General features: G+C 63.4%; 22 protein-coding genes. 6 read left to right on the top strand and 16 right to left on the bottom strand.

Features of this window, described 5'->3' with window-relative positions; translation table 11 throughout:
* The first annotated feature begins 29 nt into the window (after window positions 1–29).
* On the top strand, window positions 30–917 hold the full coding sequence (yghX, locus tag MSG32_RS02575; RefSeq protein ID WP_131432393.1) for a YghX family hydrolase: 888 nt from the start codon (window positions 30–32) through the stop codon (window positions 915–917).
* Between the two features lie 177 nt (window positions 918–1094).
* Here yghX and MSG32_RS02570 read toward each other — a convergent pair whose 3' ends face one another.
* Window positions 1095–2180, bottom strand: coding sequence for an endonuclease/exonuclease/phosphatase family protein (locus MSG32_RS02570; RefSeq protein WP_225346927.1), 1086 nt, complete (start codon window positions 2178–2180; stop codon window positions 1095–1097).
* A 412-nt stretch (window positions 2181–2592) separates the two neighbouring features.
* Between MSG32_RS02570 and thiM the strand changes: the two genes are divergently transcribed.
* Both thiM and thiE read left to right on the top strand, forming a co-directional pair.
* A complete protein-coding gene (gene thiM, locus MSG32_RS02565) occupies window positions 2593–3444 on the top strand; it encodes a hydroxyethylthiazole kinase (RefSeq protein WP_248377367.1) in 852 nt (283 codons plus the stop codon).
* On the top strand, window positions 3434–4057 hold the full coding sequence (gene thiE, locus MSG32_RS02560) for a thiamine phosphate synthase (RefSeq protein WP_248377366.1): 624 nt from the start codon (window positions 3434–3436) through the stop codon (window positions 4055–4057). Before thiM ends, thiE begins: the two co-directional genes overlap by 11 nt.
* Window positions 4058–4192: 135 nt before the next feature.
* Here the strand turns inward: thiE and eat are convergent, their stop codons facing one another.
* From eat to MSG32_RS02540, 4 genes are all read right to left on the bottom strand, one after another.
* On the bottom strand, window positions 4193–5611 hold the full coding sequence (eat, locus tag MSG32_RS02555; RefSeq protein WP_248377365.1) for an ethanolamine permease: 1419 nt from the start codon (window positions 5609–5611) through the stop codon (window positions 4193–4195).
* Between the two features lie 73 nt (window positions 5612–5684).
* Window positions 5685–6545: an ethanolamine ammonia-lyase subunit EutC gene (gene eutC, locus MSG32_RS02550; RefSeq protein WP_248377364.1), complete on the bottom strand. Its 861-nt coding sequence runs from the start codon at window positions 6543–6545 to the stop codon at window positions 5685–5687.
* On the bottom strand, window positions 6542–7948 hold the full coding sequence (locus tag MSG32_RS02545) for an ethanolamine ammonia-lyase subunit EutB (RefSeq protein ID WP_248377363.1): 1407 nt from the start codon (window positions 7946–7948) through the stop codon (window positions 6542–6544). The genes eutC and MSG32_RS02545 overlap by 4 nt, the downstream gene beginning before the upstream one ends.
* Before the next feature lie 178 nt (window positions 7949–8126).
* The gene (locus MSG32_RS02540) at window positions 8127–9059 is read right to left on the bottom strand and encodes a MurR/RpiR family transcriptional regulator (protein ID WP_107336380.1); all 933 of its coding nucleotides are present in this window, start codon (window positions 9057–9059) and stop codon (window positions 8127–8129) included.
* Between the two features lie 167 nt (window positions 9060–9226).
* Here MSG32_RS02540 and MSG32_RS02535 point away from each other — a divergent pair, with 167 nt between their 5' ends.
* The 3 genes from MSG32_RS02535 (at window position 9227) to MSG32_RS02525 (ending at window position 12707) form a co-directional block, all read left to right on the top strand.
* Complete coding sequence (locus MSG32_RS02535; RefSeq protein ID WP_248377362.1) at window positions 9227–10555, top strand: aspartate aminotransferase family protein; 1329 nt, start codon at window positions 9227–9229, stop codon at window positions 10553–10555.
* 65 nt (window positions 10556–10620) lie between these two features.
* Window positions 10621–11193: a carboxymuconolactone decarboxylase family protein gene (locus MSG32_RS02530; protein ID WP_248377360.1), complete on the top strand. Its 573-nt coding sequence runs from the start codon at window positions 10621–10623 to the stop codon at window positions 11191–11193.
* Between the two features lie 257 nt (window positions 11194–11450).
* Window positions 11451–12707 carry an FAD-dependent oxidoreductase gene (locus MSG32_RS02525; RefSeq protein ID WP_248377358.1) on the top strand — a complete coding sequence of 419 codons (1257 nt, stop codon included), beginning with the start codon at window positions 11451–11453 and terminating at the stop codon, window positions 12705–12707.
* 14 nt (window positions 12708–12721) lie between these two features.
* On the opposite strand, the gene MSG32_RS02520 is transcribed toward MSG32_RS02525, so the two are convergent.
* The 11 genes from MSG32_RS02520 to MSG32_RS02470 form a co-directional block, all read right to left on the bottom strand.
* Window positions 12722–13828 carry a glycosyltransferase family 4 protein gene (locus tag MSG32_RS02520; protein ID WP_248377356.1) on the bottom strand — a complete coding sequence of 369 codons (1107 nt, stop codon included), beginning with the start codon at window positions 13826–13828 and terminating at the stop codon, window positions 12722–12724.
* A 701-nt stretch (window positions 13829–14529) separates the two neighbouring features.
* Complete coding sequence (locus tag MSG32_RS02515) at window positions 14530–15000, bottom strand: hypothetical protein (protein WP_248377354.1); 471 nt, start codon at window positions 14998–15000, stop codon at window positions 14530–14532.
* A gap of 26 nt (window positions 15001–15026) precedes the next feature.
* Window positions 15027–16193 (bottom strand): glycosyltransferase family 4 protein, encoded by a 1167-nt coding sequence (locus MSG32_RS02510; protein ID WP_248377352.1) that lies wholly within the window; start codon window positions 16191–16193, stop codon window positions 15027–15029.
* A 180-nt stretch (window positions 16194–16373) separates the two neighbouring features.
* On the bottom strand, window positions 16374–17492 hold the full coding sequence (locus tag MSG32_RS02505; protein ID WP_248377349.1) for a hypothetical protein: 1119 nt from the start codon (window positions 17490–17492) through the stop codon (window positions 16374–16376).
* Between the two features lie 8 nt (window positions 17493–17500).
* A complete protein-coding gene (locus tag MSG32_RS02500; RefSeq protein WP_248377347.1) occupies window positions 17501–18298 on the bottom strand; it encodes a glycosyltransferase family 4 protein in 798 nt (265 codons plus the stop codon).
* A gap of 114 nt (window positions 18299–18412) precedes the next feature.
* Window positions 18413–19402 carry a phosphoribosyltransferase family protein gene (locus MSG32_RS02495; protein WP_248377345.1) on the bottom strand — a complete coding sequence of 330 codons (990 nt, stop codon included), beginning with the start codon at window positions 19400–19402 and terminating at the stop codon, window positions 18413–18415.
* A gap of 144 nt (window positions 19403–19546) precedes the next feature.
* Window positions 19547–20671, bottom strand: coding sequence for a glycosyltransferase (locus tag MSG32_RS02490; protein WP_131432408.1), 1125 nt, complete (start codon window positions 20669–20671; stop codon window positions 19547–19549).
* Entirely contained in the window at window positions 20665–22134 is a 1470-nt protein-coding gene (locus MSG32_RS02485; protein WP_248377343.1) for a lipopolysaccharide biosynthesis protein, read from the bottom strand. Before MSG32_RS02485 ends, MSG32_RS02490 begins: the two co-directional genes overlap by 7 nt.
* The gene (locus MSG32_RS02480; protein ID WP_248377341.1) at window positions 22125–22961 is read right to left on the bottom strand and encodes a WbqC family protein; all 837 of its coding nucleotides are present in this window, start codon (window positions 22959–22961) and stop codon (window positions 22125–22127) included. Before MSG32_RS02480 ends, MSG32_RS02485 begins: the two co-directional genes overlap by 10 nt.
* Before the next feature lie 2 nt (window positions 22962–22963).
* A complete protein-coding gene (locus tag MSG32_RS02475; protein ID WP_054556247.1) occupies window positions 22964–24106 on the bottom strand; it encodes a DegT/DnrJ/EryC1/StrS family aminotransferase in 1143 nt (380 codons plus the stop codon).
* Between the two features lie 178 nt (window positions 24107–24284).
* The gene (locus tag MSG32_RS02470; RefSeq protein WP_225996327.1) at window positions 24285–25595 is read right to left on the bottom strand and encodes an exopolysaccharide biosynthesis polyprenyl glycosylphosphotransferase; all 1311 of its coding nucleotides are present in this window, start codon (window positions 25593–25595) and stop codon (window positions 24285–24287) included.
* Window positions 25596–25635 lie beyond the last annotated feature (40 nt).

The raw sequence follows: 25635 nt of genomic DNA, 5'->3' as shown, positions 1-25635 counted from the left end.
TCGTCCCTTCTCTTGCCCAGGAGTCTGACATGGCCCGCCTCACTGCAAAGGATTTTGCTCCCGAGTTGCTGGAGCTGTACGACGGATATGTGCATGGCAACATCACTCGCCGCCAGTTTCTGGATCGCGCGGCGGCCTTTGCCGTTGCAGGCATGACAGCCACCTCGATTCTGGCAAGCTTGAGCCCCGACTACGCGCTGGCTTCCCAGGTCGAGTTCACCGACCCCGATATCGTCGCCGAATACATCACCTACCCGTCCCCCGAGGGCCATGGCGAGGTGCGCGCCTATCTGGTGAAGCCCGCCAAGGCCAGCGGCCCGCTGCCGGGCGTGGTGGTGGTGCATGAGAATCGCGGTCTCAACCCCTATATCGAGGACGTGGCGCGCCGCGTGGCCAAGGCCGGCTATATCGCGCTGGCCCCGGATGGGCTGAGCTCGGTGGGCGGCTATCCGGGCAATGACCCCAGGGGCAAGGAGCTGCAGGCACAGGTAGACCCTGAAAAGCTGATGAACGACTTCTTCGCCGCCATCGATTACCTGATGAGCGAGGACCGCACCACCGGCAAGATCGGCATCACCGGCTTCTGCTACGGCGGGGGCGTCTCCAATGCCGCCGCCGTGGCCTATCCGGAGCTTGCCTGTGCCGTGCCCTTCTATGGCCGCCAGCCGCGCGCCGAGGAAGTCGCCGCCATCAAGGCCCCGCTGTTGCTGCACTATGCGGAGCACGATGAGCGCGTCAACGCCGGCTGGCCCGCCTATGAAGCCGCGCTGAAGGAGCACGACAAGGTCTATGAGGCCTACATCTACCCGGACACCCACCACGGCTTCCACAACGATTCGACGCCACGCTATGACGAACAGGCCGCCAAGCTCGCCTGGGACAGAACCCTTGCCTGGTTCGAGAAGTATCTGAGCTGACCTCAGGCGGCACCAGAAAGACGGACTGCCCGCCTCAAGGCAACGAAGCCAGCCATCACGCTATCCCCGTGATGGCTGGCTTCGTCATTGTGAAGTGAGACCGGGGTCGATACCCCTTCAGGCTCAGGCCTGATCAGTTCAGACTGACCTGTTGAACAGACCCGCTCTAAAAACAGCTCAGCTGCACAGCATGCCGCTGGCGACGATCTCGCTGAGCGTGCCCTTGCCGATACCGCTGATGCGGGTCAGCTGACCGCTGGAACTCCACGGACGCTGACGGATGATATCGGCGGCGCGGGCCGGCCCGATATTGGGCAGGCGATCCAGTTGATCGGCGTTGGCGGTATTGAGGTCGATACAGGTCTGACTCGCCGAACTGGAGGCGTTGGATGCACGACTGGCCACCTCTGTACCCGCCGCCTGCGGCTGGCCGCCGTCCAGCGGCAGCAACGCCAGTGTCTCGCCGGTCACCGACAGATAGATCGGGGCGTGATCGGAGACATCGGCACGCGCCGCCTCATGACTGATACCCAGATAGTCCGGGAAGCGGAACACATCGCCGCTGGCGCTGGGCCATTCGCTCGGCACATACCAGATGTTGTCGTAGAGCGAGGCATAGCGGCCATCGGTCTTGGAGAGCGTCGTCGCGCCCTCGGTGATCAGCGGGCGCAGGCCGAGGGTCCGCAGGTCTCCCCACGCAGGCTCATCCGGCGCCATGTTGAAATCGCCCATGATGATCGCCGGGGTGCCGGGCGAGATTTCCTTCATCAGGTCGTAGATATCCGCCAGCGCACGGATTTCCGGTGCGCGATCCGCCTTGCTGTCGCCATAGACGATATGCACGTTGGCGGCGCTGAAGGCCCGCCCGCTGTCCTTCTCGACGAAGGTGGCCAGCAGCGGCTCGCGCGAGAACACATCCTCGGGGTCGAGATAGACGGTCGCCCCGCCCTGATAGGCGATCGTCTTGTCGCGATACAGATAGGCGTAACGCTCGGTATAGGTGCTACGCCCGACCGCATGGCTGACCAGGCTGTCCCACTCATCGCCGGTCAGCGCCTCAAGCTGCTGCTCGAGCTCGCTGACGACCTCCTCTTTCATCACCTCCTGCAGGCCGATCAGGTCCATATGGCTCGCCACCGCCGCGACCTGCTCGAGATGCTTGCCGTTGTTCCAGCCGGCATGCTTCAGATTCCAGCTGGCGATCACCGCATCCGCCTGACTGCTGGCCGCAGCGCCCAGCAGCACGGGCACTGTCAGCGCCATCACCACCCTTCTGGCGATGCGCTCAAGCCGAGAACCGCCAGACGGCTGCCGGCCACGCGCGGGCTTGCTGTTGTTGGTCGTGCTGCTCGTGCTGCTCGTGCTGCTGTTGCCAGCGAAATCCAGGTGACTGCTGCTCGTATTGCTGACGTTACCGCGCTGACCTATCCGTATCACTGCGTGACCCTTGACTGATGACTCGTACACAAAAGACCGTAAGAGACTGTATCTTATGGACTTGTCGTCAAGGTTTATAGAACCACGATATTATTTATTATCCTTTGCGCGACTCTTGATAGATGACAGGGAGCTAGCGCGCCACGCCACCGTCAGCGCCGGACCTTGCCACTTGACCTTTCAGCGCCAGCTTTTACTCTCGAGCGCTGATGCTTCCTTTCTCCAGCCACGAGATCCCATGACCCCATCGTCGTCCCTTTCTCCCGGCAGCCTGCTGAATCAGCTGCGCCAGACCACGCCGCTGGTGCACAACATCACCAATCATGTCGCGATGACGCCGACTGCCAATACCCTGTTGGCCATCGGTGCCTCACCGCTGATGGCGCATGCGCAGCAGGAAATTCAGGAGATCTCCGCCATCAGTGCGGCGCTGTCGATCAATATCGGCACGCTGTCACCCAGCTGGATCGAGGCCATGCAGCTGGCCGCGATGTGCGCCCACCGCGATGGCAAACCCTGGGTGCTGGACCCCGTCGGCATCGGCGCCTCCAGCCTGCGCCAGTATGCGTGCCGCTCGCTCTTGGAATATCGCCCCTGCGTGATTCGCGCCAATGCCTCCGAAGTGCTGGCGCTTGCCGGTGAGATGAATCAGGGCCGCGGCGTGGACAGCGGCGATGACGGTGAGGATGCGCTGCAGCGCGCCAGTCGGGCCGCCGTCGCCCTGGCGCGCGCGCAGAACTGCGTGGTGGCGATGACTGGCCGTGTCGATGTCGTCACCGATGGCCAGCGGCAAATCACGGTGCAGGGTGGTCATGCGCTGATGGGCCGCGTCACCGCCATGGGCTGCGCACTGAGCAGCGTGGTCGCCGCCTTCCTCGCCGCCTCCCTCGCCGTCTCCCTCGCCGGGCATGACGACACCCTGCACGCCACCGCCGCCGCGCTGGCCTGCTACGCCGAGGCCGGTGAGACGGCGGGCCAGTCGGCGCAAGGCCCGGGCAGCTTCGTGCCACGCTTCATGGATGCCCTGTATACTCTCGACGCCGATTCCACCCCGCTAGCCTCTCGTCTGGAGCTGACCGATGTCACTTGATCTATCCCTTTACCTGGTCACCGACCCTGCGCTGTGCGCACAACGCGGCCTGGAAGCCACCGTGATGGCCGCCGTGCGCGGCGGCGTCAGTGTCGTGCAGCTGCGCGACAAGCACGCCAGCGACGAGGAGATGATCGCCCAGGCCATCCGCCTCAAGGCGCTGCTGGACGAGTACGAGGTGCCGTTGATCATCAATGACCGCATCGAGGTCGCGCTGGCCAGTGGCGCCGATGGCCTGCACATCGGTCAGAGCGATGGCGACCCGGTCGAGGCGCGTCGCCGTCTCGGTGAGGACGCCTTGATCGGCCTGTCGGTCCAGACGCTTGAGCAGCTCAAGGCCGTCGATGTCGAGCGCATCGACTACCTCGGCCTCGGCCCGGTATATGCCACCCCGACCAAGCCGGATCATGCCGCACCGCTGGGCATCGAGGGGCTCACGCAACTCGTACGCTCAAGCCCGCTGCCGACGGTCGCCATCGGCGGCATCTCGCTGGCCAATGCCGGCGAAGTCATGACCAGCGGCACCGACGGCCTCGCCGTCGTCTCGGCGCTGTGCAGTGCCGAAGATCCCGCCGCGGCCGCCCAGCAATTCCTGGCGCAGTATCCTTTCTGATCGGATCTGAACTGAACTGAACTGAACTGAACTGAATTGCTCGGATCGGATCCAAGCCCGCCAGTCACGACAACGCCCGCCATGGTCAGCCATGGCGGGCGTTGTCGTCTTTGCTACCTGAACTGATTGAGCGGATCAGCTGGCCGCCAGGTCACTCTCGGCATTCGCCACCAGCGCGAACTCCTCCTCGGCGGTCTTCGCCACCAGCCGATGACGGCTGAAGATGGCGTAGTAGGCGATGCCCACCACGAACAGCACCAGGGTGTAATTGAAGGCACGCGGATCGAAGGCATAGACCCCGGTCAACGCGACCAGCGAGAGCACCAGCGCGATGGCGGACGTCACGATACCGCCCGGCGTGCGATAGGGACGCGCCAGCGCCGGCTGGCGCAGGCGCAGCAGGATATGGCTGGCCGCCATCAGCGCGTAGGAGACTGTCGCCCCCACCACCGCCATGCCCAGGATCAGATCGCCCTCGCCGGTCAGCGAGACCAGGAAGCCGAAGATGCCCGGCACCACCAGCGCCCAGGTCGGCGCCTTGCGCTTGCTGGTCAGCGACAGCGTCTTGGGCAGATACCCCGCCCGCGACAGCGCGAAGACCAGACGGCTGTAGCCATAGATGATCGAGAAGAACGAGGCCACCAGCCCCGCCAGGGCCAGCACATTGACCAGTGTCGCCAGCCCCTCGCTGCCGGTGGCCTTGAGGGCATCCACCAGCGGCACGGCGCTGCTGCCGATTGCCTCGGCACCCGCGGCGCCGGCCAGCAGGAAGACGACCAGCACGGCGGTGAACATCAGAAACAGCATGGCGCCGATGATGCCGCGCGGGACATCACGGGCCGGGTTGCGTGATTCCTCCGCCGCCAGCGGCACCCCTTCCACGGCCAGAAACAGCCACATGCCGAAGGGCAGCGCCGCCCAGATGCCATACCAGCCATTGGGCATGAAGTCGCTGGCCCCCCAGGCATCGGTCGGTGCGATGTCGAACAGGCGACTGCTGTCGAAGTCACCGATCAGCGCGACGGCGGTGGCGATGATCGCGAACACGGCCAGGCCGCTGATCACCATCATCACCTTGAGCGCCTCGCCGACCCCCGCCAGATGAATGCCGATGAACACCAGATAGAAGATGGCGTAGATGATCGGGCCATTGATGCCCAGCAACGATTCCACCGCACTGCCGATGAAGATGACGATGGCCGCGGGGGCCAGCGCATATTCGATCAGCACGGCAAGGCCGGTGAGGTAGCCGCCTGCCGGCCCCATCGCCTGGCGGGCGAAGCTGTAACCGCCGCCGGCGGCCGGGATGGCCGCTGACATTTCCGCCAGCGACAACACGAGTGCCAGGTACATGATACCCATCAAGAGCGCGGCGATCGCGAAGCCGCCCCAGCCCGCCTCGCCGATGCCGAAATTCCAGCCGGCGAAATCGCCGGAAATCACGTAGGAGACCCCTAGGCCCGCCAGCAGGACCCAGCCTGCCGTCCCTTTCTTCAATTGGCGCCTGGCCAGATAGTCCTGCTCATTCGTGTCGTGATTCGTGTCGCGAGTCATGGTGCCGCCTTGTATGCCTCAGGCATTTGTCATTGTTGGATCGGGAGATTCCCGCTGCTGCGCTGCCGTCCCATCAGGACAGCAGAAAGTTCTGGATACCGGTGCCGCCTTCCAGCGCCGTCTCGCCGCTTCTGTCCTTGAGTCCCACGCCGGTGAGGCCGAGCTTGCGTGCCTCACGCAGCAGGTAATGCAGACGCTGGGCGGCCATGGCGAAGTCGAGCCCTGCCGGACGCACGTTGGAGATGCAGTTGCGGCTGGCATCGCTCAGTCCGACGCGCGGCTGCCAGGTCAGATAGAGCCCGAGGCTGTCCGGAGAGCTGAGGCCGGGACGCTCGCCGACCATCACCAGCACTGCACGGGCCTTGAGCAGCTCACCGACTTCATCGCCGATCGCGACCCGCCCCTGCTCCACCACGCTGATCGGTGCCAAGGACCAGGCATCCGGCCCGTCTTCGGCAAGCGCCTCCAGCAGTGCGGCGATGAAGGGCGCGGCATTGTTCTGCACCGCCAGAGACGAGAGCCCATCGACGACCACGATGGCCAGATCGGCAGGCTGTGCGTCGAGGGCGGACAGCTGCTGACGCGAATCCTCATCGAGGCGCCGGCCGTAATCGGGGCGCTGCAGGTAGGTGGTGCGATCCACGGCGCGACTGTGCAGTCGCTGGATCTGCGGAGCATTCTCGAGCGCTGTGAGCTGATTGAGGTCCTCGATCAGTCGGGGAATCTCCAGCGGCAGGTGGACGGCGTCCTGGGCGCGGGCGTGCGCCAGCTGGAATTCCAGCGAACGATTGGTTGGCAGGCTGATGCCGGCACGGCCAAGGCCGATGCGCGCATCCGTGAACTGGCCAAGCCGCTGCCAGGGATTGGGCGTGACGATGGCATCGGGTTCCAGGCTGCGCGAGACCGCGTCAGCAGAGGGCTGGTCAGGGTTCATGCGCCACCTCCTGTCACCTGACGCAGTGAATTGGCGAAGCGGTCGGGCATTTCGCTTGGCAGTGCCTGGGTGGCGACATCGGTGAAGATCTGCATCTCCTCGAGCCAGGCGGCGAATTCGGGCGCCGGGCCCAGGCCCAGCACCCGCCGTGCATAGAGAGCATCGTGGAAGGAGGTGGTCTGATAATTGAGCATGATGTCATCGGAGCCGGGGATGCCCATGATGAAGTTGCAGCCCGCCACCCCGAGCAGCGTCAGCAGGGTATCCATGTCGTTCTGATCGGCATCGGCATGATTGGTGTAGCAGATGTCGCAGCCCATCGGCAGGCCCAGAAGCTTGCCGCAGAAGTGGTCCTCGAGGCCGGCGCGGATGATCTCCTTGCCATTGAACAGATACTCGGGGCCGATGAAGCCGACCACGGTATTGACCAGCAGCGGCGAGTACTTGCGCGCCACCGCATAGGCGCGCGCCTCGCAGGTCTGCTGGTCCAGGCCGTGATGGGCATCGGCGGACAGCGCACTGCCCTGGCCGGTCTCGAAATACATCACGTTGTCGCCCACCGTGCCGCGCTTGAGCGACAGCGCAGCCTGCTGCGCCTCCGCCAGCACGGAGAGCTCGACACCGAAGCTCTCGTTGGTGGCCTGGGTGCCGCCGATGGACTGGAAGACAAGATCCACCGGGGCACCCTGCTCGATGCACTCGAGGGTATTGGTGACGTGGGTCAGCACGCAGGACTGGGTGGGGATCGCGTACTTCTGGATGACCTCATCCATCAGACGCATCAGCTTGATGCTCTGGGCCACGTTGTCGGTGGCCGGGTTGATGCCGATCACGGCGTCGCCGTTGCCGTAGAGCAGGCCATCGAGAATGCTGGCCGCGATGCCGGTGACGTCATCGGTGGGATGATTGGGCTGCAGGCGGGTCGAGAGATGGCCGCTCTTGCCGATGGTATTGCGAAAGGCGGTGACCACCTCGCACTTCTTCGCGACCAGAATCAGGTCCTGATTGCGCATCAGCTTGCTGGCCGCGGCGGCCATTTCGGGGGTGATGCCGGCGCGCACCTGCGCCAGCACCGCGGGGGTCGCGAGATCACTCAGCAGCCAGTTGCGGAAGTCGCCGACGGTGAGATGCGCGATCGGCAGGAACGCCACCGGATCATGCTCATCGATGATCAGGCGGGTGATGTCGTCCTGTTCGTAGGGAATCAGCACGTCTTCGAGGAAGGTCTTGAGGGGCAACTCCGCCAGACACAGCTGAGCGACGACTCGCTCCTCGGCGGTTTTCGCGATCACGCCAGCAAGACGATCTCCGGAGCGGGCGGGCGTCGCCTTGGCCATCAGCTCGGCCAGATTGGCAAAACGATGGACCTGACTGCCCAGGGTGTAACGGTACTCGCGGCTCATGGGAAATTCCTTGCCCTGACGGATGTCATTTCATATCAGTCGTTTTGCAGGAATCACGCCAATCTCCCTCCATGCCTCTTTGGTCCTGCATGCGCCTTGAAGCCGCATTGCGTAGGTCTGCGCCCGCACCACTGTGGTGCATGACCGCGTTCCCCCTCGGTGCAGTGCATCGCGGGCATCAGCCGCGTGCGCCCCCCAACTCCGTGATGATCGCCTCGCGCTGCTTGAGCGAAGCCACCCCGGCATCACCCAGCTTGCTGGCCACCTCACTGAGCAGGCCTTCGGCGAGAAACATGAAGGCGCTCATGCTGTTGCTATAGAAGAGGCTGTGATTGGGCACATGGAAGCTGTAACGCGCCAGGGGCTCAAGCGGAGAGCTGGCCGAATCGGTCAGCGCGATCACCTCGACCCCACGCTTCACCGCCACCTCGGCGCAGGCCACCACGCTTGGGGTATAGGGGAAGCAACTGGCCACCACCAGCACGTCACCGGCCGACAGCTGGGCCAGTGCATCCGCCACGCCCTGACGGCTGGCATCCAGCGGTGCCACGTCCGGGCGCAGCATGCCCAGCCCATAGGCCATGAACAGCGCCAGGGAATTGAACTGACGCATGCCGTGCAGGCGCACGCGCGGCGCCTCGGCCAGCAAGGTGGTCGCGGCCTCGAAGGCCGCGGCGTCCACCCTTTCCAGCATGCTGAGGATGTTGGCGCTCTCCTGTCGTCCCAGACGCGCAAGCTGGGCCATGGCGCTGCTATCGGCGTCTCGCGCCAGCAGCTGCGAGGCCTGCTGACTGTAGAAGTGCTCGCCATCCGTCACCGCCTGGCGAAAGACATCCTGAAACCTGCTGAAGCCCTCGTAGCCCAGCCGCTGGGCCAGACGCGAGAAGGTCGATGCATTCACGCCGGTCAGCTCCGCCAGCTGGCTGATGGAAGACACCGCCGTGCGTTGCGGGGACTCGATCAGCACCGCCAGCACGCGCCGGGAACTCGCGCCGAGACGAATCTCCACCTCACGACGATCAATCGCCGCCAGCAACTGCTTCAACCCCTCCAGGGTCTCCGGCGGCGAGTCAGGGGATGCGGGCCCGGGGGCTCGGGAGGATGGGGGCATGGGATACCTCCTTGGCAAGGGACAGGACAGATGGCGGCAACGGTAGCATCTCTGGCCGGTCGAGTCCGAAGGCACAAGTGACCATAATGCAATTATTTATTGCATAAACCATGAATGCACTACATATTTGCATTATGCCTTCGCATCCCTGCCGCCACGGAGCCCGCATGAGCCACGTACTGCATCGCAACCTCAATCAGGAGTATCCCACCGCCGTGAAGGGCGATGGCCCCTACATCGTCGATCGCGAGGGACGCCGTTATCTGGATGCCAGCGGTGGCGCAGCCGTGTCATGCCTGGGGCACAGCGACGAGGCGGTGGCACAGGCCATCAAGGACCAGGTCAGCCAACTGGCCTACGCGCACACCTCGTTTTTCACCAGCGACCCGATGGAGCAGCTGGCCGACTTTCTCATCGAACGCGCTCCCGCAGGGCTCGACTCCGTCTACTTCGTCTCCGGTGGCTCGGAAGCGGTCGAGGCGGCACTCAAGCTGGCCCGTCAGTATTTCGTCGAGATCGGCCAGCCCCAGCGCAAGCATCTGATCGCGCGGCGCCAGAGCTATCACGGCAATACGCTGGGCGCGCTGGCCACCGGCGGCAATGCCTGGCGCCGTCAGCAATTCGAGCCGCTGCTGATCAACGTCAGTCACGTCAGCCCCTGCTACGCCTATCGGGACCAGCAGCCCGACGAGACGCCCGAGGCGATGGGCATTCGTCTCGCCGCGGAGCTTGAAGAGGAGATCCTGCGCCTGGGCGCCGAGAACGTGATGGCCTTCGTGGCCGAGCCGGTGGTCGGTGCCACCCTGGGCGCCGTCACCGCGGTACCGGGCTACTTCAGACGCATCCGCGAGGTCTGTGATCGCTACGGCGTGCTGCTGATTCTCGACGAGGTGATGTGCGGCATGGGACGTACCGGCAGTCTGTTCGCCGCCGAGCAGGAAGGTGTCACGGCAGATCTGATCACCATCGCCAAGGGCCTGGGCGCCGGCTACCAGCCGATCGGCGCGACCCTGGTCAGCCAGCGCATTCGTGACGCCATCGCCAATGGCTCCGGCTTCTTCCAGCACGGCCATACCTACATCGGCCACGCCACCGCCTGTGCCGCGGCGCTGGCGGTCCAGCAGACCATCGAAGCCCGCGACCTGCTCACTCGCGTCAATGTCCTCGGCGAGGGGCTCAAGGCGCGCCTGAACGAGCGCTTCGCGCATCACCCCCATGTCGGCGACATCCGCGGTCGCGGCCTCTTCCAGGGGCTGGAGCTGGTGGCGGATCGCGATTCCCAAAAGCCCTTCGACGCCTCCCTCAAGCTGCATGAGCGACTCAAGAAGGCCGCCATAGCCGAAGGCCTGATGTGCTATCCGATGGGCGGCACCCTCGATGGCCGCCAGGGCGATCACATCCTGCTGGCACCGCCGTTCATTCTGCAGGAGTCGCATCTGAACGAGATCACCGCCAAGCTGGGGCGTGCCATCGATACCACCCTTGCCAGCCTGTGACGGCTCAGCTGCAGGCACATTGCCTACCTAACGATCTTTGAATGGATTTGAATGGAGTGACTTTCATGGCGATCACATCGCGCCTGACCGAACTGGATGACGCCAGCATGAGCGCGGCTCAGCGCGAGGTGCTGGCCGAGATTCTCAGCGGCCCGCGCGGCAATCTGGACGGCCCCTTCCTGGCCTGGATCCACAGCCCCGAGCTTGCCAATCATGCCCAGCGCCTCGGTGCCTTCTGCCGCTACGCCACCGGCCTTGAGCTGCGTCTCAGCGAGCTGGCGATTCTCACCACGGCGGCATGGTGGAAATCCCAGGCTGAGTGGCAGATTCACGCGCCGATTGCCGAGCAGGCCGGCCTCGCGCCCGAGGTCATCGCGGCGCTGCGCGAGGAGCGTGAACCAGAATTTACACAAGACGATGAGCGGCTGATCTATCGCGTCACCCGCGCGCTCTACGCCGAACGGCGCGTCGATGATGCCCTGTACGGCGAGGCCGTCGCGATGTTCGGCGAAACCGTGGTGGTGGAGCTGGTCGGGGCGCTGGGTTACTACGCCCTGGTGGCGATGACGCTGAATGTCTTCGCCGTCCGGCGTGGTGATGACATCCCGCTGCCCTTCGAGGAGCCGAGCCGATCTTGAAACGCGTGTCTTGAAGGGCCTGGATTGCGCCACGCCCGGAACGCTTGAGTACGACACGCCCGGTGACAGCGCGCTTGCCGAGCTGTCGCCCGCGAGGCATGCTCGAAAGGCCCCCTGCTGCGCCCCGGCCACCCCCGGGGCGTGCGTCATTGCGGCGCGAATACCTCGATGACGGAGCTTCGATATCGACGCCAGGATGACAACACCTCGATAACAACACCTCGATAACAACAAGATGACCACAGGGTGAGTGATCAATGAGTGATAGCGAACACACGGAAGTGGCGGTGATCGGCGCGGGCGCCGTGGGTGTCGCCTGCGCCCTGTGGCTGCGGCGCAGCGGCCACGAGGTGACGATGATCGAACGTGAATGCATCGCCAGCGGCACCTCCTTCGGCAATGCCAGCACCCTGGCGGATTACGGCTGCCTGCCCATCGCTCGTCCGGAAATCTGGCGCAGCATGCCGTCGCTGCTGCTGTCACCTGACTCGCCTTTCGTCATCGACTGGAAATGCCTGCCCAGGCTCTCGCCCTGGTTGATGCGCTTCATGGGCCAGTGCAACGCCACTCGCTTTCGCGCCAACAGCGAGATGCTGGCCCAGCTGCTCAGCCATACCTACACGGACTACCAGCCGCTGCTGGACGATGCCCCCGCCGCCGCCGCGATGATTCAGCGCAAGGGCTGCCTGTATGCCTACGGCAAGGCCGAGAACCTGCAGGCCGCACAGGGCGATATCCGACTGCGCGACCAGCTCGGCATCCACCAGCAGGTGCTGACGGCGGACGAGCTGATCGCGCTGGAACCCGCCATGGAAGGCCACACCGCGGGCGGCGTGCTGTTCCCCTCCTCCTGTCACCTCGATGACCCGCAGGTGTTCATCGACACCCTGGCCACCCCGCTGCGCGAAGAAGGCCGGATCGTCAGCGCCGAGGTCACCCGCCTGAGCCGACAGGCCTCCGGCATGCTGCTGGAGTACGCCGATGGGCGGCGACTCAGGGCGGACAGAGTGGTGCTGGCAGCCGGGGCCTGGTCGGCAAATCTGGCGCGCCAGATCGGCGACCGGATTCCGCTGGATACCGAGCGTGGCTATCACATCGAATTCGATCTCGAGCACTCACCGCTCAACCGCCCGACCTGCCCGGTGGAAAGCGCCTTCTACATGACGCCACTGCACAGTGCCGAGGGTGCACGTCTGCGCGTGGCCGGCACCGTGGAGCTGAGCTCGCTTGCGGGGCCGGCCAACCCGGCCCGTTTCGACTATCTGGAAAGCCGGGTGCGCAAGGTGCTGGGAATTGACGCCCCGGTGGCCCGCCGCTGGCTGGGCTTTCGTCCCACCCTGCCCGATTCCGTGCCGGTGATCGGCCCGTCACCCAATGAGCCACGCGTGATCCATGCCTTTGGCCATCAGCATATCGGGGTGACACTGGCAGGCGTGACTGGTCGCCTGGTCAGCGAATGTTTAGCCAAAGGCTCACCAGAGTGGATCACGCCCTGCTCACCGGCCCGATTTTGACACTCTGGGAGGATTCACGAGGCATCCGCGATGCGGGTTCGACCGGAGGTCAGGCGCTCCAGCAACTGCTGCCACTCGCCGCACAGGGTGTCCGCATCGAAGCGCGCGGCATTGTCGCGTGCCAGCAGGGACATCTCGCTGCGACGAGCTTCATCCGTGATCAGATCACGGATCTCGCGCGCCAGCGCCTCATCGTCCTCGACATCCACCAGCACGCCGCTGCCGCCGGCCAGGATTTCGGCAGGCCCGGTTTCACAGTCTGTCGAGACCACCGGCAAGCCGAAGGATTGCGCTTCCAGCAGGGTCATCGGCAGCCCCTCCCAGCGTGAGCTCATCACGTACAACGCCGCGCGTTGATACTCCTTTTCCACCTGTGAGGTGCGGCCCACGAAGACGACGCTGTCACTCAGGCCCAATGTCCATGCCTGGGCCTTGAGGTCGTTTTCATCCTCACCCCAGCCGACGATGCGCAGTCGCCAGTCAGGGTGGACCGACACGACCTTGTGCCAGGCATTCAGCAGCACATCGAAGCCCTTCTGCTCCGTCAGGCGCCCGACGGCAAGCACGGTGCGCGACGCAGCGCCCTCTTCGCTGGGCTTGGGGAAGTGCGGTACCGGATTCCAGATCGCGCCGACCTTGTCGCGAATGCGATAGCGCGCTCGCCAGGCCTCGGCATCCCGCTCGGTGAGCACCACGATGGCGTCGGCCAGGCGCACGGCGGTCGAGCGCCCCACCGAACGCAGGCGTGAACCATGATCGGTGGCGAGATTGAAATGCTCCCAGCAGATGATCCGGGCGCGCTGGAACGGGGCCCACGGCGCACAGAAGGCAAACAGGATCGAATCCACCAGCACCACCACATCGGCCTGTTGGTGACGGACCTTGGTCAGTAGCGCCGAACTGATGCCCAGCGAGCGTCTTGCCCCGCCTCTGGCTTCCTTCAGGTTCAGGCAACAGGTCGTGATGCTGTCCTCCAGGGAAAACGAGCTGGTCGCTGGCCCGAACAGACTCGCGATCATCACCTCGTGACCCGAGCGCGCCAGTCCGCTGGCGATTTCGCATGTGACACGTTCCGTGCCTCCGTCGCTGGAAAGATTACCGACGACAAACAGAATCTTCATTGGCTCATGCGCTCCACAGGGAAATGCTCGCCGCGTGGCAGCCGACCGCAGGCGAGATATCGCCTTGCTTGATCGAAATGCTCAACTGCGGCGCAGAAAAAACCCGCCACCGACGAGGGTCGATGGCGGGAGATAGGGGGTATGACATGAAGCGGTGCGATCTAGTGCAGAACGCTAATGCAGAGTGCTAGCGCAGGAACGGTTGCGCAAAACGGCTGACAGCAAGACGACCGGCGGTCACCACGTCTTGACCGCTTCATGAAGAACAATGCCTCAGGCATTTTTTGGAAAGACGGTCCGTCAGAAAGACAGCACGTTTAGAAAGAAAACGCGCCAGCAGGACAGCGCGTCAGCAAGGCAGCGCATCAGCAGGACAACACGGCAAGAGGAGCGTGCGCGGTAAGCGGGCACGGGGAGCTGGTACGAAAAGCGAGCTCGGAAAGCGAGTTCGAAAAGCAAGAGTGGCAAGCGGCCTGAGCGCTGAACGAACACTGCCAGGCATCATGCGAGATGCCAGCTCAACGCGTCTTGCCCACCTCCGCCGTCTGAGAAGCACGCCTGTCCTGAATCATGGTAAGCGTATAACGCGCGCCGTGGCATGGGTGATGAAAAGATAAATCCAATGCCGGCGCGCCAGGCTCTGTTCAATAGCTCGATAGCTCGATAGCTCGATAGCTCAATGCTGGCACCTGAAGACAGGATCAGCGGCCAGCCATCGGGTGCGACGACTCAGCGTCCTGCTGGCTCGTCCGGCTGGCAGTGATGGCTTCAGTCGAGACGCGATGGATGATGCCGCAGTCTTCACAGTGATAGAGCGGCGCCTTGCCGGCCAGTCGCTGCCACCAATGGCGTTTTACGCGATGTACGCTGGCGCCCCCGCATTGGGCGCAGAAACGATATCCACTCATGACGACATTCTGCTCTCTGTTGATGGTGTTCACGGGCATCCTTCCCTTTGATGACGATCGATCGCGTTCCAGCGAGACGGCCTGTTCAGCGACACGCGGTGTGTCATTGCCAGAAGAAGCACTGTCCCGACCGATTGAGCTCTCCAGGCAGGCGCCTGTCACTCTCACTCGCGGGGCCATTATGCGCGTTAAATCCAGCAGCAGTTCCTGATATTTGCCCAACTGTCGAGAACGATTTTCTTCATCTTCCTGACGAAAATCCAACGGTGTCAATGTGTTAGCGCCCCGCCTCAGGCGGTAGCGAGTACTGACTTACGCAACTCGATATCCAGTGTGTGCTGCAGACAGCCCAGATAGGCACGCACCACGATCTGCTGATCAAATTCACGTTCGATACGCACGCGTGCCGCCTGCCCTGCCTCCATCAATGCCGCATGCGGCATGTCCAGACAGCCCTGCATCTGCTGCTCAAGAGACTCGACATTGGCCGCTTCGCACAGCCAGCCAGTGACGCCGGGATTGACCGAGCTGCGACAGCCCGGCACATCACTGACGATCGCCGGACGCCCCATCGAGGCCGCCTCCAGTACCGTGCGCGGCATGCCTTCCCGGTACGACGGCAGCACCAGCACATTGGCCTCGGCCAGGAAGGGGCGCACATCCCGCTGTTCGCCCAGGTAGTGCAACACGCCGCGCTCGCGCCAGGCAGCGATTTCCTCATCGCTGATCGCGGTGCGATTGCTGATTCCCGACGGGCCGATCAACCAGAAGCGTGCCTGCGGATAACGCTCATGCAGACGCTCGGCCGCCGTCACGTATTCCCGCACCCCCTTGTCGCCGATCAGGCGTGCGACCATCACAAAGGTCAGCGGTGGCGTCTGCGGTTGCGGCGCAAAGGCGAAGCGTTGCGGGTCGATACCGGCGCCGGGCAGCACGACAGACGGCGTGGACTTCTGCAGCCCGAGGCGCATGAACAGGCGTTGGTCATCGCGGTTCTCGAAGAACACGCAACGCGCGCCACGGTTGGCGAAGCCATACAGCGCCCGTACCCGACGAAACAGCCAGCTGTCATGTATGAAGGCGGTGCCCAACCCCGAGACGTTGTTGGTATAGGGGATCTTGAGCAGCCGACACGCCAGCCCCGAATAGACATTGGCCTTGATGGTGAAGTTGAGAACATAGCGTGGCTTGAGTTTCAGCAATGTCCCCAGCAGCGCCAGCAGGCTCTTGCCCTCACCGATCAGCGAGGTGCCCTTGCCTTCCATGCCCAGCGCACGATGCTCGACCCTGAGTTCGTCCACCAGGTACGCGCTATGCGCATCGGTGGGCGCAAGGCACACCACGCGATACCCCGAGTCACGCAGCCCTTCGATGACGCCGCGATGGAAGTTGTAGAGAAAGAATGACGAGTTGGAGACCAGCACCACCGTGGAGGGCTGTGCATCATGTGTTGGCATGGGGCATTCCTTGCGTGTCATGCGAAGAAGAACATGCGCGAGCTTGAGCCCGCGCGACCGGAAGCATCCGGAAGAGAAACCCTGGACAAGAGGAACCATCGACGAGAGAGACGATCGAGAAGCGACACCAGCGCGAAAGGGAAGGCGTCGTGGCTCGGTCCAGCAACTCGTTCCAGCAGCTCAGTCCAGCAACGCAGGCCGGCGTTGCTGCTGCCACAGCCGCACCAGCCCTGTGTCATGCGCCATGCACACCACATAGATGACCAGGAACGGGAAGCGATAGCGCACCGCGGTGCCGTAGTTGAAGACGACGAGTCCATAGATGGTGAAGGCGCCGATCAGATACAGCAGCCAGAAGAGCGTCTTCTCGCGCTGGACCTGCCAGCACTTGAGGGTCAGCCAGACAAGGAAGGCGACCACCAGCAGGTTCTCTCCCGACTGGATCAACTGCAGCGCATTGGCGGCTTCCCAGGGCAATGGCTTGATCAGGAAATAGAGCGCGCCCTGGATTCCCGTCACCACGAAGTCCCCGAAGCCCTGAATCACCTCCACATCCTCGATCTTGCCGCCATCCTCCAAGTACATGGCCGCGCGGAAGAAGTTGATCTGGTCCACCGCCAGCGGATAGATGACCAGCACGCTCGCGGCCAGCCCGACCAGCAACCAGCAGAATCGCTTGGTCGACAGGCCCTGGCGGCTGACGTCATAGAGGAGATAGATGCCGAGGAAGATCAGCATGATCAGAGCGTTCTGGAACTTGATGATCCATAACGGCAGCAGGAAGATCAGCGCCCATATCGGCCGGCGTTCGATGGCCAGCAGGAAGCTGCCGAGCATGAAGCCGGTGACCAGGGTGTCGCGCAGGCTCAGTGAGCTGTAGAGCACCAGGCTCGGGTAGCACAGCACGAACAGCAGTACCGCGTGGGAGATGATGCCGCGGCGAATCAGCACCATCAGCGCGCCGATATAGAGGAACTTGTTGAAGAAGCCCAGGCTGGTGATGGTTTCCGCCAGCGGCAACGGCAACAGCGCCAGAAATCCCGACGAGACCGAGACGGTCAGGGAGTGGTCCATCGCTCCCCAGTCCATGCTGCGCATGGCCAATACCTGCTCCCAGTAGCGGAACTGGTCCGGCATGTACTCGGCATCGAACAGCACATTGTTCAACAGGTACGGCACCGCACTGCTCAGACTCAGGATGATCGCGACATTGCGCGTCACCCAACCGCGCAGAAAGCCCACCATCACCAGTACCAGACAGACGAGCAGGTTGGGCAGGTCGAGCAGAATGTGTTCCATGGAAAGACTTATTCTCGTGCGCCGCTGTTGGCCAGTTCGGCCTGCAGACTGGCGGATGACATGAGGGACGCGGACGCGCCGGTATCAGCGCTGGTGGCCTGCCGACTCACCACGCCAGAGGTATCGAGGGACGGCGAGGACTGCGCGAGGCCAGCCGCAGCTCCCCCACTGCTGACCTGCCAGCCTTGGGACGAGAAGGGTGATGCGCCCTCGACCTCGGCTGCCGACAGCATCAGCGACAGGCACTGCATCAATTGATGCTCGCTCAGCGCGCCCGTCTCCTCATCAGGGGCCAACGGCAACGTCACGACGCGCGCTGCCTCGATGCCGCCCTCATGGCGTGCCTGGCAGCCGGCTTCATCGCTTTCGACCAGCACCAGTGCCGCATGCGGATACTTGAGCGCCATCCGGCGTCTCAGGCCCCGCGCCTTGCTGCCCGCCGCCACCAGTTCACTGGCCGGTGTCACGGCATGGTGCGCAATCACCGGCACGCGCCAACGATCCAGACGGCGCGCCTTGAGCGCATTGAGGTTGGCTTCCAGACCGCTGGACAACAGGACACATGGACGATGACGCGCCAGATAGCGCGTCAGGGCCAGCACACCCGTCAACTCAGTGTGCACGCCCAGCTCTACCAGCCGCACTCCATGTGCCAGACCTTCGATCAACTCCTCATGGGCCTGGGGCACGATGAGGTCCACCTCGTGACCCAGGCGCGTCAGCCCCGCCGCCAACGCCAGCATCTGGCGAGTCTCGAGGGTCATCTGCCGTGCCACGACCAAAAGCGCCATCCGATGCGTCTTCATTGCCACTCCTTCGCCAGTGTTAGCCTTGAGCCAGGCTTGATCGAGTCAATTCACGATGATCGCCATGCCATCTGCGCATGGCGGTCATCGTCAGCCCCACTTCCTTCGGTGCGTTCAGGCCAGGCGCTGATAGACACTGCGCGCCTGGCGGGCCAGCGGCGCCGGCAACCAGGTCACGACCCGGCGCGCCATGCGCTTGAACGTGCACACCAGCACCTGACCCTTCTTCTGCGCTGACATCGAGGCCCACTCGGGGGTCATCATCTGGTGGGCGTCCACGCAATAGACGGGCCTGCCGGTCATGCGCGTGATGTTGGTGGCCTGCCCCACCTCGCTTTCGATGAACAGGCGACAGCCGGAGTCACGGTAGTAATCCGCCTTGTGACTCGAATGGCGATTCTGGCGCAGGCGCTCTTCCTTGCTGGGCAGGTCAAGCATGATCAGGTGGTCATACTCGACACCGTGCCGGGCCAGCCAGGCGGTCGTCTCGGGACGATATTTTTCCAGCCGGTTGGTGACCAGCGAGTGCACCCGGTAGGTCGGGATATGCAGAGGTGCTGCGTTGGTCAGGAAGTCGCGATAGCGCGGGCCGTCATCGTTCTGCTCAGGCGTCGGGTCGAGGCACAGCACGCCATCGATATCCAGGCAGCTATCGGCCAGCGCCGGGTGATGGAACAGATTCCACTGGAAGGCACGCGGGTGCTCCAGCTCGACCAGATACATGTCCACCCCCACCACCGGTGCCGGGTTGGCATAGATGATGCAGGTGGTGATGTCACAGGGGCATTCTTGCGGAATGCGCGCCAGGGAGGCCTTGAGCGAGGCCCCACTGTTGAAACTGTCGTCGACCAGCAGCACGCGCTGGTTTTCCCAGGCGCTCTGCGCCGCCCCCCGGACCTTGCGTGTCATTCCCTTGCCGGGCGAGCCGTTGGCGATGAAGGTGTCGAGATCCGTGCAGGCCCGATTGAGCATGGCGCTGATCATGTAGGCCGGCACCATTCCACTGCGCGGGATCCCGACGATCAGATCAAAATTCCCGGCCTGCAGGCGCGACAACTGTCTGGCGATATCCGAACTCAGGTCGGCGTAACTGCGATAATTCATGTTGCGGTCCCCTTGCGACTCACGACGGCCCAAGGCCGATATCCTTCGCGCTTTTGTGTGTTGCAGCGCTTTTTTGATGTTATTGACGACGTCCTGTCATCAAACGCTTCTCTCGCCCTCATCACCCCCGATAATCGGGAGCATTCAGGCGCTTTTACGCTTCTGCACTGCGCTGTCGGGTGTCACACGACGGCGACGAGTGCCTATCAACCTGGTCATCACATCCTGGCGCACGAGGCGCAGCAGCCGACTGCGGTCCATGTGCGAGAGCAGCGCGACCCCCTGGCGGAAGTTGGCCAGGCGCTGCATGGGGCTCGCGGGCGCCATCACGTACTGCTTGAAGTAGTGATAGAGCGGGATATACAGGCTGTCGGAATGCGGCATATGCCGGGTATTGGCATGAAAGACGTCGATGGCCGAGATCATGTCGCGCTGATAGCGCTGCTCGGCCTCGCTTTCCTGCTGCTGCGATGTCCAGGAACCCTTGGCATTGCGGCGATAGACACAGGCAGCATCTTCGTAATAGAGAGTCTCGCCTTGCAGTGCCATGTAGGACTGCAGGAAGAAGTCCATGATCGGGGCCCCGCGATAGGACGCCATCATCGCGTCGACGGTGGCATCGACGCGTCGGAAGCTGAAGGCCGGTGACGGAATGGAGGCACCGCGCAGCCCGATCACCGCCTCGGCAGAGATCTTCTTCACGCTATCGGCATAGCGGCAGATGAGCGAATGCTCGCCGGTGGCTTCATTGAATTCCAGCGCCGGATGGAAGCAGACCGTCGCCTCGGGATAGGCGTCGAACAAGGCGACCTGACGGGCCAGCTTGTCGGGTTTGATCCAGTAATCATCGCCCTCGCAATAGGCAATGATGTCGCCGCGCATCACCGGCATGCAGAAGGTGATCGGCCAGATATGTTGCGAGTACTGGTTCACGTCCTGCAGGATCGGCCGCACGATGTTCGGGTAACGGGCCGCATATTCCTCGATGATTTCCCGCGTGCCATCCGTCGAGACATCATCATGCACGACGATCTCGAACGGAAAACGCGTGCGCTGCATCAGAAAGCCATCCAGTGCCATGCGAATGTAGTCGCCATGATTGAAGGCGAAGCACATCACCGAGACGCGCGGGGCGCTGAGATCACCCTCCCACTCGGCCATGATGGCGGCTTCCTCGGCGGGCGCCGGCGGCACAGGCAAGGGGCCTGACTGCGGAGTGCCATCCATGAGGGGCGTCGCGAGTGCCCGGGCATAACTCAGTTCTAACATGCAGTATTCCCCACTTTCCGTTGTGAAAGACGCTCCTGGATCCAGCCGGCGCCGTACTGCCAGGCCGCGAAGCGCAGCCAGCAGGACAGCAACAGATAGGCCGCCCCTGCCAGCAGGCCTGATACCACCAGCACCACCGGCGCCGGCCAGATGGCCAACAGCGCAGGCACGGCCCACCAGGTCGTGCCCGCCACCGCACTGGCCAGCAGCAGAGCCGGCAGGAAGTCGGCCAGCTGCTCGCGGATGCTGTAGTTGATCAACTCCCGCGAGAACCAGGCATTGGGGATGTAGGACACCACCGCCACCACGATCTGCCCGATCAGGATCGCCATCACGCCATGGCGCCAGGTCACCGCCAGCACCGCACAGATCAATACCTTCTTGACGATCTCGAGCCCGAGGAACAGGTCCGAGCGCCCCTTGACGTTGAGCACATTGAGATTGAGCGTGCTCAGGGGATACATGACGGCCGCGATGCACATCAGCTGCAGATAAGGCACCGCCGCCAGCCACCGCTCGGGCAATAGCGTCAGAAACAGCGGCTCGGCCAGCGCCGCCAGCAACAGCATCGCCGGGAACAATAGATAGACCATGACCTGCAGGATCTGACGATAGGCACTCTTGAGGCGCACGGGATCTGCCTGGATGCTCGCCAGCGCCGGGAAGGTCACGTTCTGCACCGCCGTCACCAGCTGATTGATCACCAGCTCCTTGAGACGCTCGGCGAAGAAGAACAGCCCCGCCACCGAAGCGGAGAACAGCTTGGCGATCAGCAGCACATAGAGATTGACGAACAGCACATCCAGCATGCGTGACAGGAACATCTTGTAGCCGAAGCGGAACATCGCCTTGAACGACACCACATCGAATTCCAGCCGCGGCCGCCAGCTGCCCCACCACCACATCAGGGCGGTAGTGACCAGCGCCGCCGTCAACATCTGCCCCACCAGTGCCCAGACCCCGAAGCCCAGCCAGCCCAGCAGCACTGCCACCCCGCCCGACACCACGCTGCCGGGAATGCCAGCCTTCATGCGCGTACGAAAATCCAGCGCACGGTTGAGCATCGCGCCCTGAATGACCTCGAAGGAATTGATCAGCACCACGATGCCGCCGATACGCACCAGCACGATCAGGCGTGGCTCGGCATAGAAGTCGGCGATCAGGGGGGCGCTGGCATACAGCAGGCCGTAGGCCAGCACCCCGAAGGCGATATTGCTGAAGAAGGCGGTGCTGGCATCACGCGGCCCGAGGGTCGGCATGCGCAGAATGGCTTGCTGAAGACCGGAATCCATCATGGCCGAGGCGATGGTCAGAAAGACCAGCACCATCGCCAGCAACCCGAAATCTTCCGGCACCAGCAGCCGCGCCAGCAGCAGCGTGACCAGACTGGCCATGCCACGCCGCAATAGCTGATCGGAGAAATTCCACAGAATGCCGATGGCGGTCTTGTTGCTCAGTGACACGAGGCGTGGCCCCCCTGTTGCGAGTAGGCGGAGGCATCGCGCGCCAGCGGCCCCGGCACAGCCGTGTCACCCGCAGCATTGCCCGCGGCGCGCAGCAGCTCCAGGTCTTCCGGCAGCAGCTGGTACTCGGCGAGTCTGTCGAGTACCTCGCCCGGTGAGCACCACATCAGCACATCGATGATCGACAGGCCGGCGACGAACTCCGCCTGACGCCCCGAGCGACGCGAATCAAGCGGTGTCTGGCAGTAGTCACTCGGCTGACTTGCGAGGAATGACAGCGTGATGCCATTGGCCGCAAAGGGCGCCGCCTGGTAGAGCTTGCGGCCGCCGATGCTGTTGATGTAACCCTCGGCCCCGCGCATCAGTGACATCTCGATCAGACGGTCCTGGGCCTTGAGGCTGCGATCGTGCTCAAGCTCACTGGTGAGCAGAAAGCGACACTCCAGCCCCAGGTAGTCAAACACCCGCTCGAAGCTGTACTTGCACAGCGCCCCGATGCGGCGGTCTTCATGCTGGAACATCGCCTGCAGCAGCGGCATGACCTGTGCGTAATACGGTGCCTTGGCATAGGCGTGATGCAGCGTGGTCAGCAGGCTGTCCGGTGTCGGGCCGAAGACGAGCTCGCTGATCAAGCGGTTGGGCGATGCCTTGGGCACCGACAGCGTGAAGCGATGCGCCTTGCCGCCCAGCAGCACATTGTTGCGATGGATATAGCCACGCGGAATGAAGGCGACATCGTCATAGACGAGAAACTCGTCACAGGCATGCATCAGCTGGAAATAGCCGATATGCGGGAACAGATAGGGCTGCATGATCGCGATGTTCATGATCAGGCGGCCTTGACGTGGCGATTGACGATGATGCGCACCGCCCCGAGGATCTCGCTGACCTCAAGCCCCGAGTAGAGCGGCAGGCACAGGATACGACTGGCGATATCGGTGGAATGTACGATCTGCGGGGTGATGACATCCTCGTCCTGCAATTCGGCGGCGGGCCGGCCGAGGAAGGACAGCGATTCCAGCGACGGGCAGAAGTAACGTCGTGCCAGATAGCCTTCCTGCTGCAGACGCTGCATCACCTCGAGCAGCATGCTTTCGCTTTCGAGGATGATCGGGAAGTAGGCGTAATTCAGGCTGGCGCCGGTCTGGCGGGTCTGCAGCTGGACATTGCCGCGCAGCGCCTGGGCATAGGCATGCCAGACCAGCGCCCGGCTTTCCAGATTGCCTTCGATCTCATCCAGCACGCACAGCCCCATCGCCGCCTGGAATTCGTTCATCTTGGCGTTGATGCCCAGTTCCTCGATGCACTCCGGGCCGGTGATGCCGAAGTTGATCAACTTGCGGGCGCGTTCCAGGTCTTCCTTGCGCTTGAAGATGATCGCGCCGCCTTCGATGCTGTGGAACAGCTTGGTGGCGTGGAAGCTCAGGGTGCTGGCATCGCCATGTGACAGCAGGCTGTTGCCGCGATAGGTCACGCCGAAGGCGTGGGCACCGTCATAGATGACCTTCAGATCATGCGCCTCGCCCAGCGCATCGATGGCCTCGACATCACAGGCATTGCCGAACACGTGCACCGGCACGATGGCACGGGTGCGTGGCGTGATGGCCGACTCGATGCGTGCCGGGTCCAGACACAGGGTGTCGGGGTCGATATCCGTGAATACCGGCTGCATGCCCTCCCACTTCAGGCTGCTGGCGGTGGCGATGAAGGTGAAGGGCGTGGTGATGACCTCCGCCGATTCGTACTGGCCCGGCATCTGGGCGATGCCCAGCGCGCGATAGGCGATCTGCAGCGCCAGGGTGCCATTGCTGACCAGCAGCAGGTTCTCGACGCCCAGGTAGGTTTCCAGACGCCGAGTGAGCTCCTGCTCGAGCGGGCCGTGGTTGGTCAACCAGCGCCCCTCGAAGATGGAATCCACATAGCGGTCGAAATTCTCCCGCTCCGGGAAGTAGGGACGCGTCACCGTAATCATGATATCGACTCCTTTCGTACATCAGATGAAGGTTGGCTCTGACAGCAGACGAGTGCCGGTGCAGCGCTTTCGCTGCCGGGTTCCTCTGGCAGCGACTCGCTACACGTTTCAGAGAAGTGCCGCACACTCGCCTGCGGAGACACTCGTCTACAGACGTCTACAGAGAGTGCAGGCCCGCTCAGCGCGAGCCGTTGCCGCTGATCACGATCTTGATGGTGCGGATCACCACCAGCAGATCGAGCCAGAAGGAAAAGTGCTTGATGTAGAAGAAGTCGTATTCCAGCTTGCGGATCATGCCTTCCACTTCAGCGGCGTAACCCTGCTCGACCTGCGCCCAGCCGGTGATGCCCGGGCGCACGACATGGCGGTAGTGGAAGAACGGCACGTCCTTGCGATACCAGTCGGCCAGATTCATCGACTCGGGGCGCGGGCCGATCAGGCTCATGTCGCCCTTGAGCACGTTGAACAGCTGGGGCAGCTCATCGAGACGGCACTTGCGGATGAAGCGTCCGACTCGCGTGATGCGCGGATCACTGCCTTCCTGGGTGAAGCCCGCGCCCTTCATGCCGTCATACATGCTGCGGAACTTGTAGACGGTGAAGGGGCGGCAGTGAAAGCCCATGCGCGGCTGACGGAAGATCACCGGCCCGGGACTGTCGAGGCGAATCGCCAGCGCCGTCAGCAACATGACCGGCGCCAGCAGCGGCAGCATGAGCGCGGCGACGGTGAAGTCCATCCAGCGCTTGATGACCTCATAGTCCTCCCGCGGCGTCAGCGAGCCGAACTCGTTGGCGTAGAGGTGATCCAGCAGCACGCGACCGGTGATCATCTCGTGGGCATGGGTCGCGTGATAGACCGGAATGCGGTGGATGGTGCAGTCGGCCAGGAAGCTCTCCCACTCGCTGGGCAGCTCACCGCGCAGGTCCGCCACCACGCCATCGATACGCGGCAGGCCGACCAGGTCAGGCCCGCGCAACGACAGCCACTCGACGCCCGGGCGAGTACACAGACTCGGCGCCTTGCCGTAGGGCACCACCGCGAAGCGCATCCGGCGCAGTCGGGTGTCGATGTAGTAGTAGGCCGTGCACAGGCTCACCGCGAGCAGGAAGGACAGGCCGACCTGGTGACGCGAATACTCAAGCCCCAGCACGCCCAGCACCATCATCAAGGTCAGATAGGAGATGACGATCGCCGGCACGACATAGAGGTAGGAGCGCGTGCCCGGCAGGCGGGACAGGCGATTGACCGCCGTCACCGACAGGGTGTACGCCACACCGGTGCCCAGCAGGGCATGCCACTGATCATCGCTGGTCAGCCACCAGTGGGTGTCACCCTGCATCAGCTGGTTCAACCCTGCCTGGTACAGTGCCGGCGCGATGACCACCACCAGCATCCCGAAGATCAGCTGCAATCGCTTGCTGGCCAGCAAGCGCTCGTAGTGATGCGAGTAACGCCGCTGGTGCTCCATCGACAAGGGTATACCGCTCATCGTGCTTACCTCCTCCGTGATTCAAGCGTCATGAGAGCTG

This window comes from Cobetia sp. 1CM21F (assembly GCF_023161745.1).
Classification (GTDB): domain Bacteria; phylum Pseudomonadota; class Gammaproteobacteria; order Pseudomonadales; family Halomonadaceae; genus Cobetia; species Cobetia amphilecti.
This window is presented reverse-complemented; position numbering and strand designations above follow the sequence as displayed.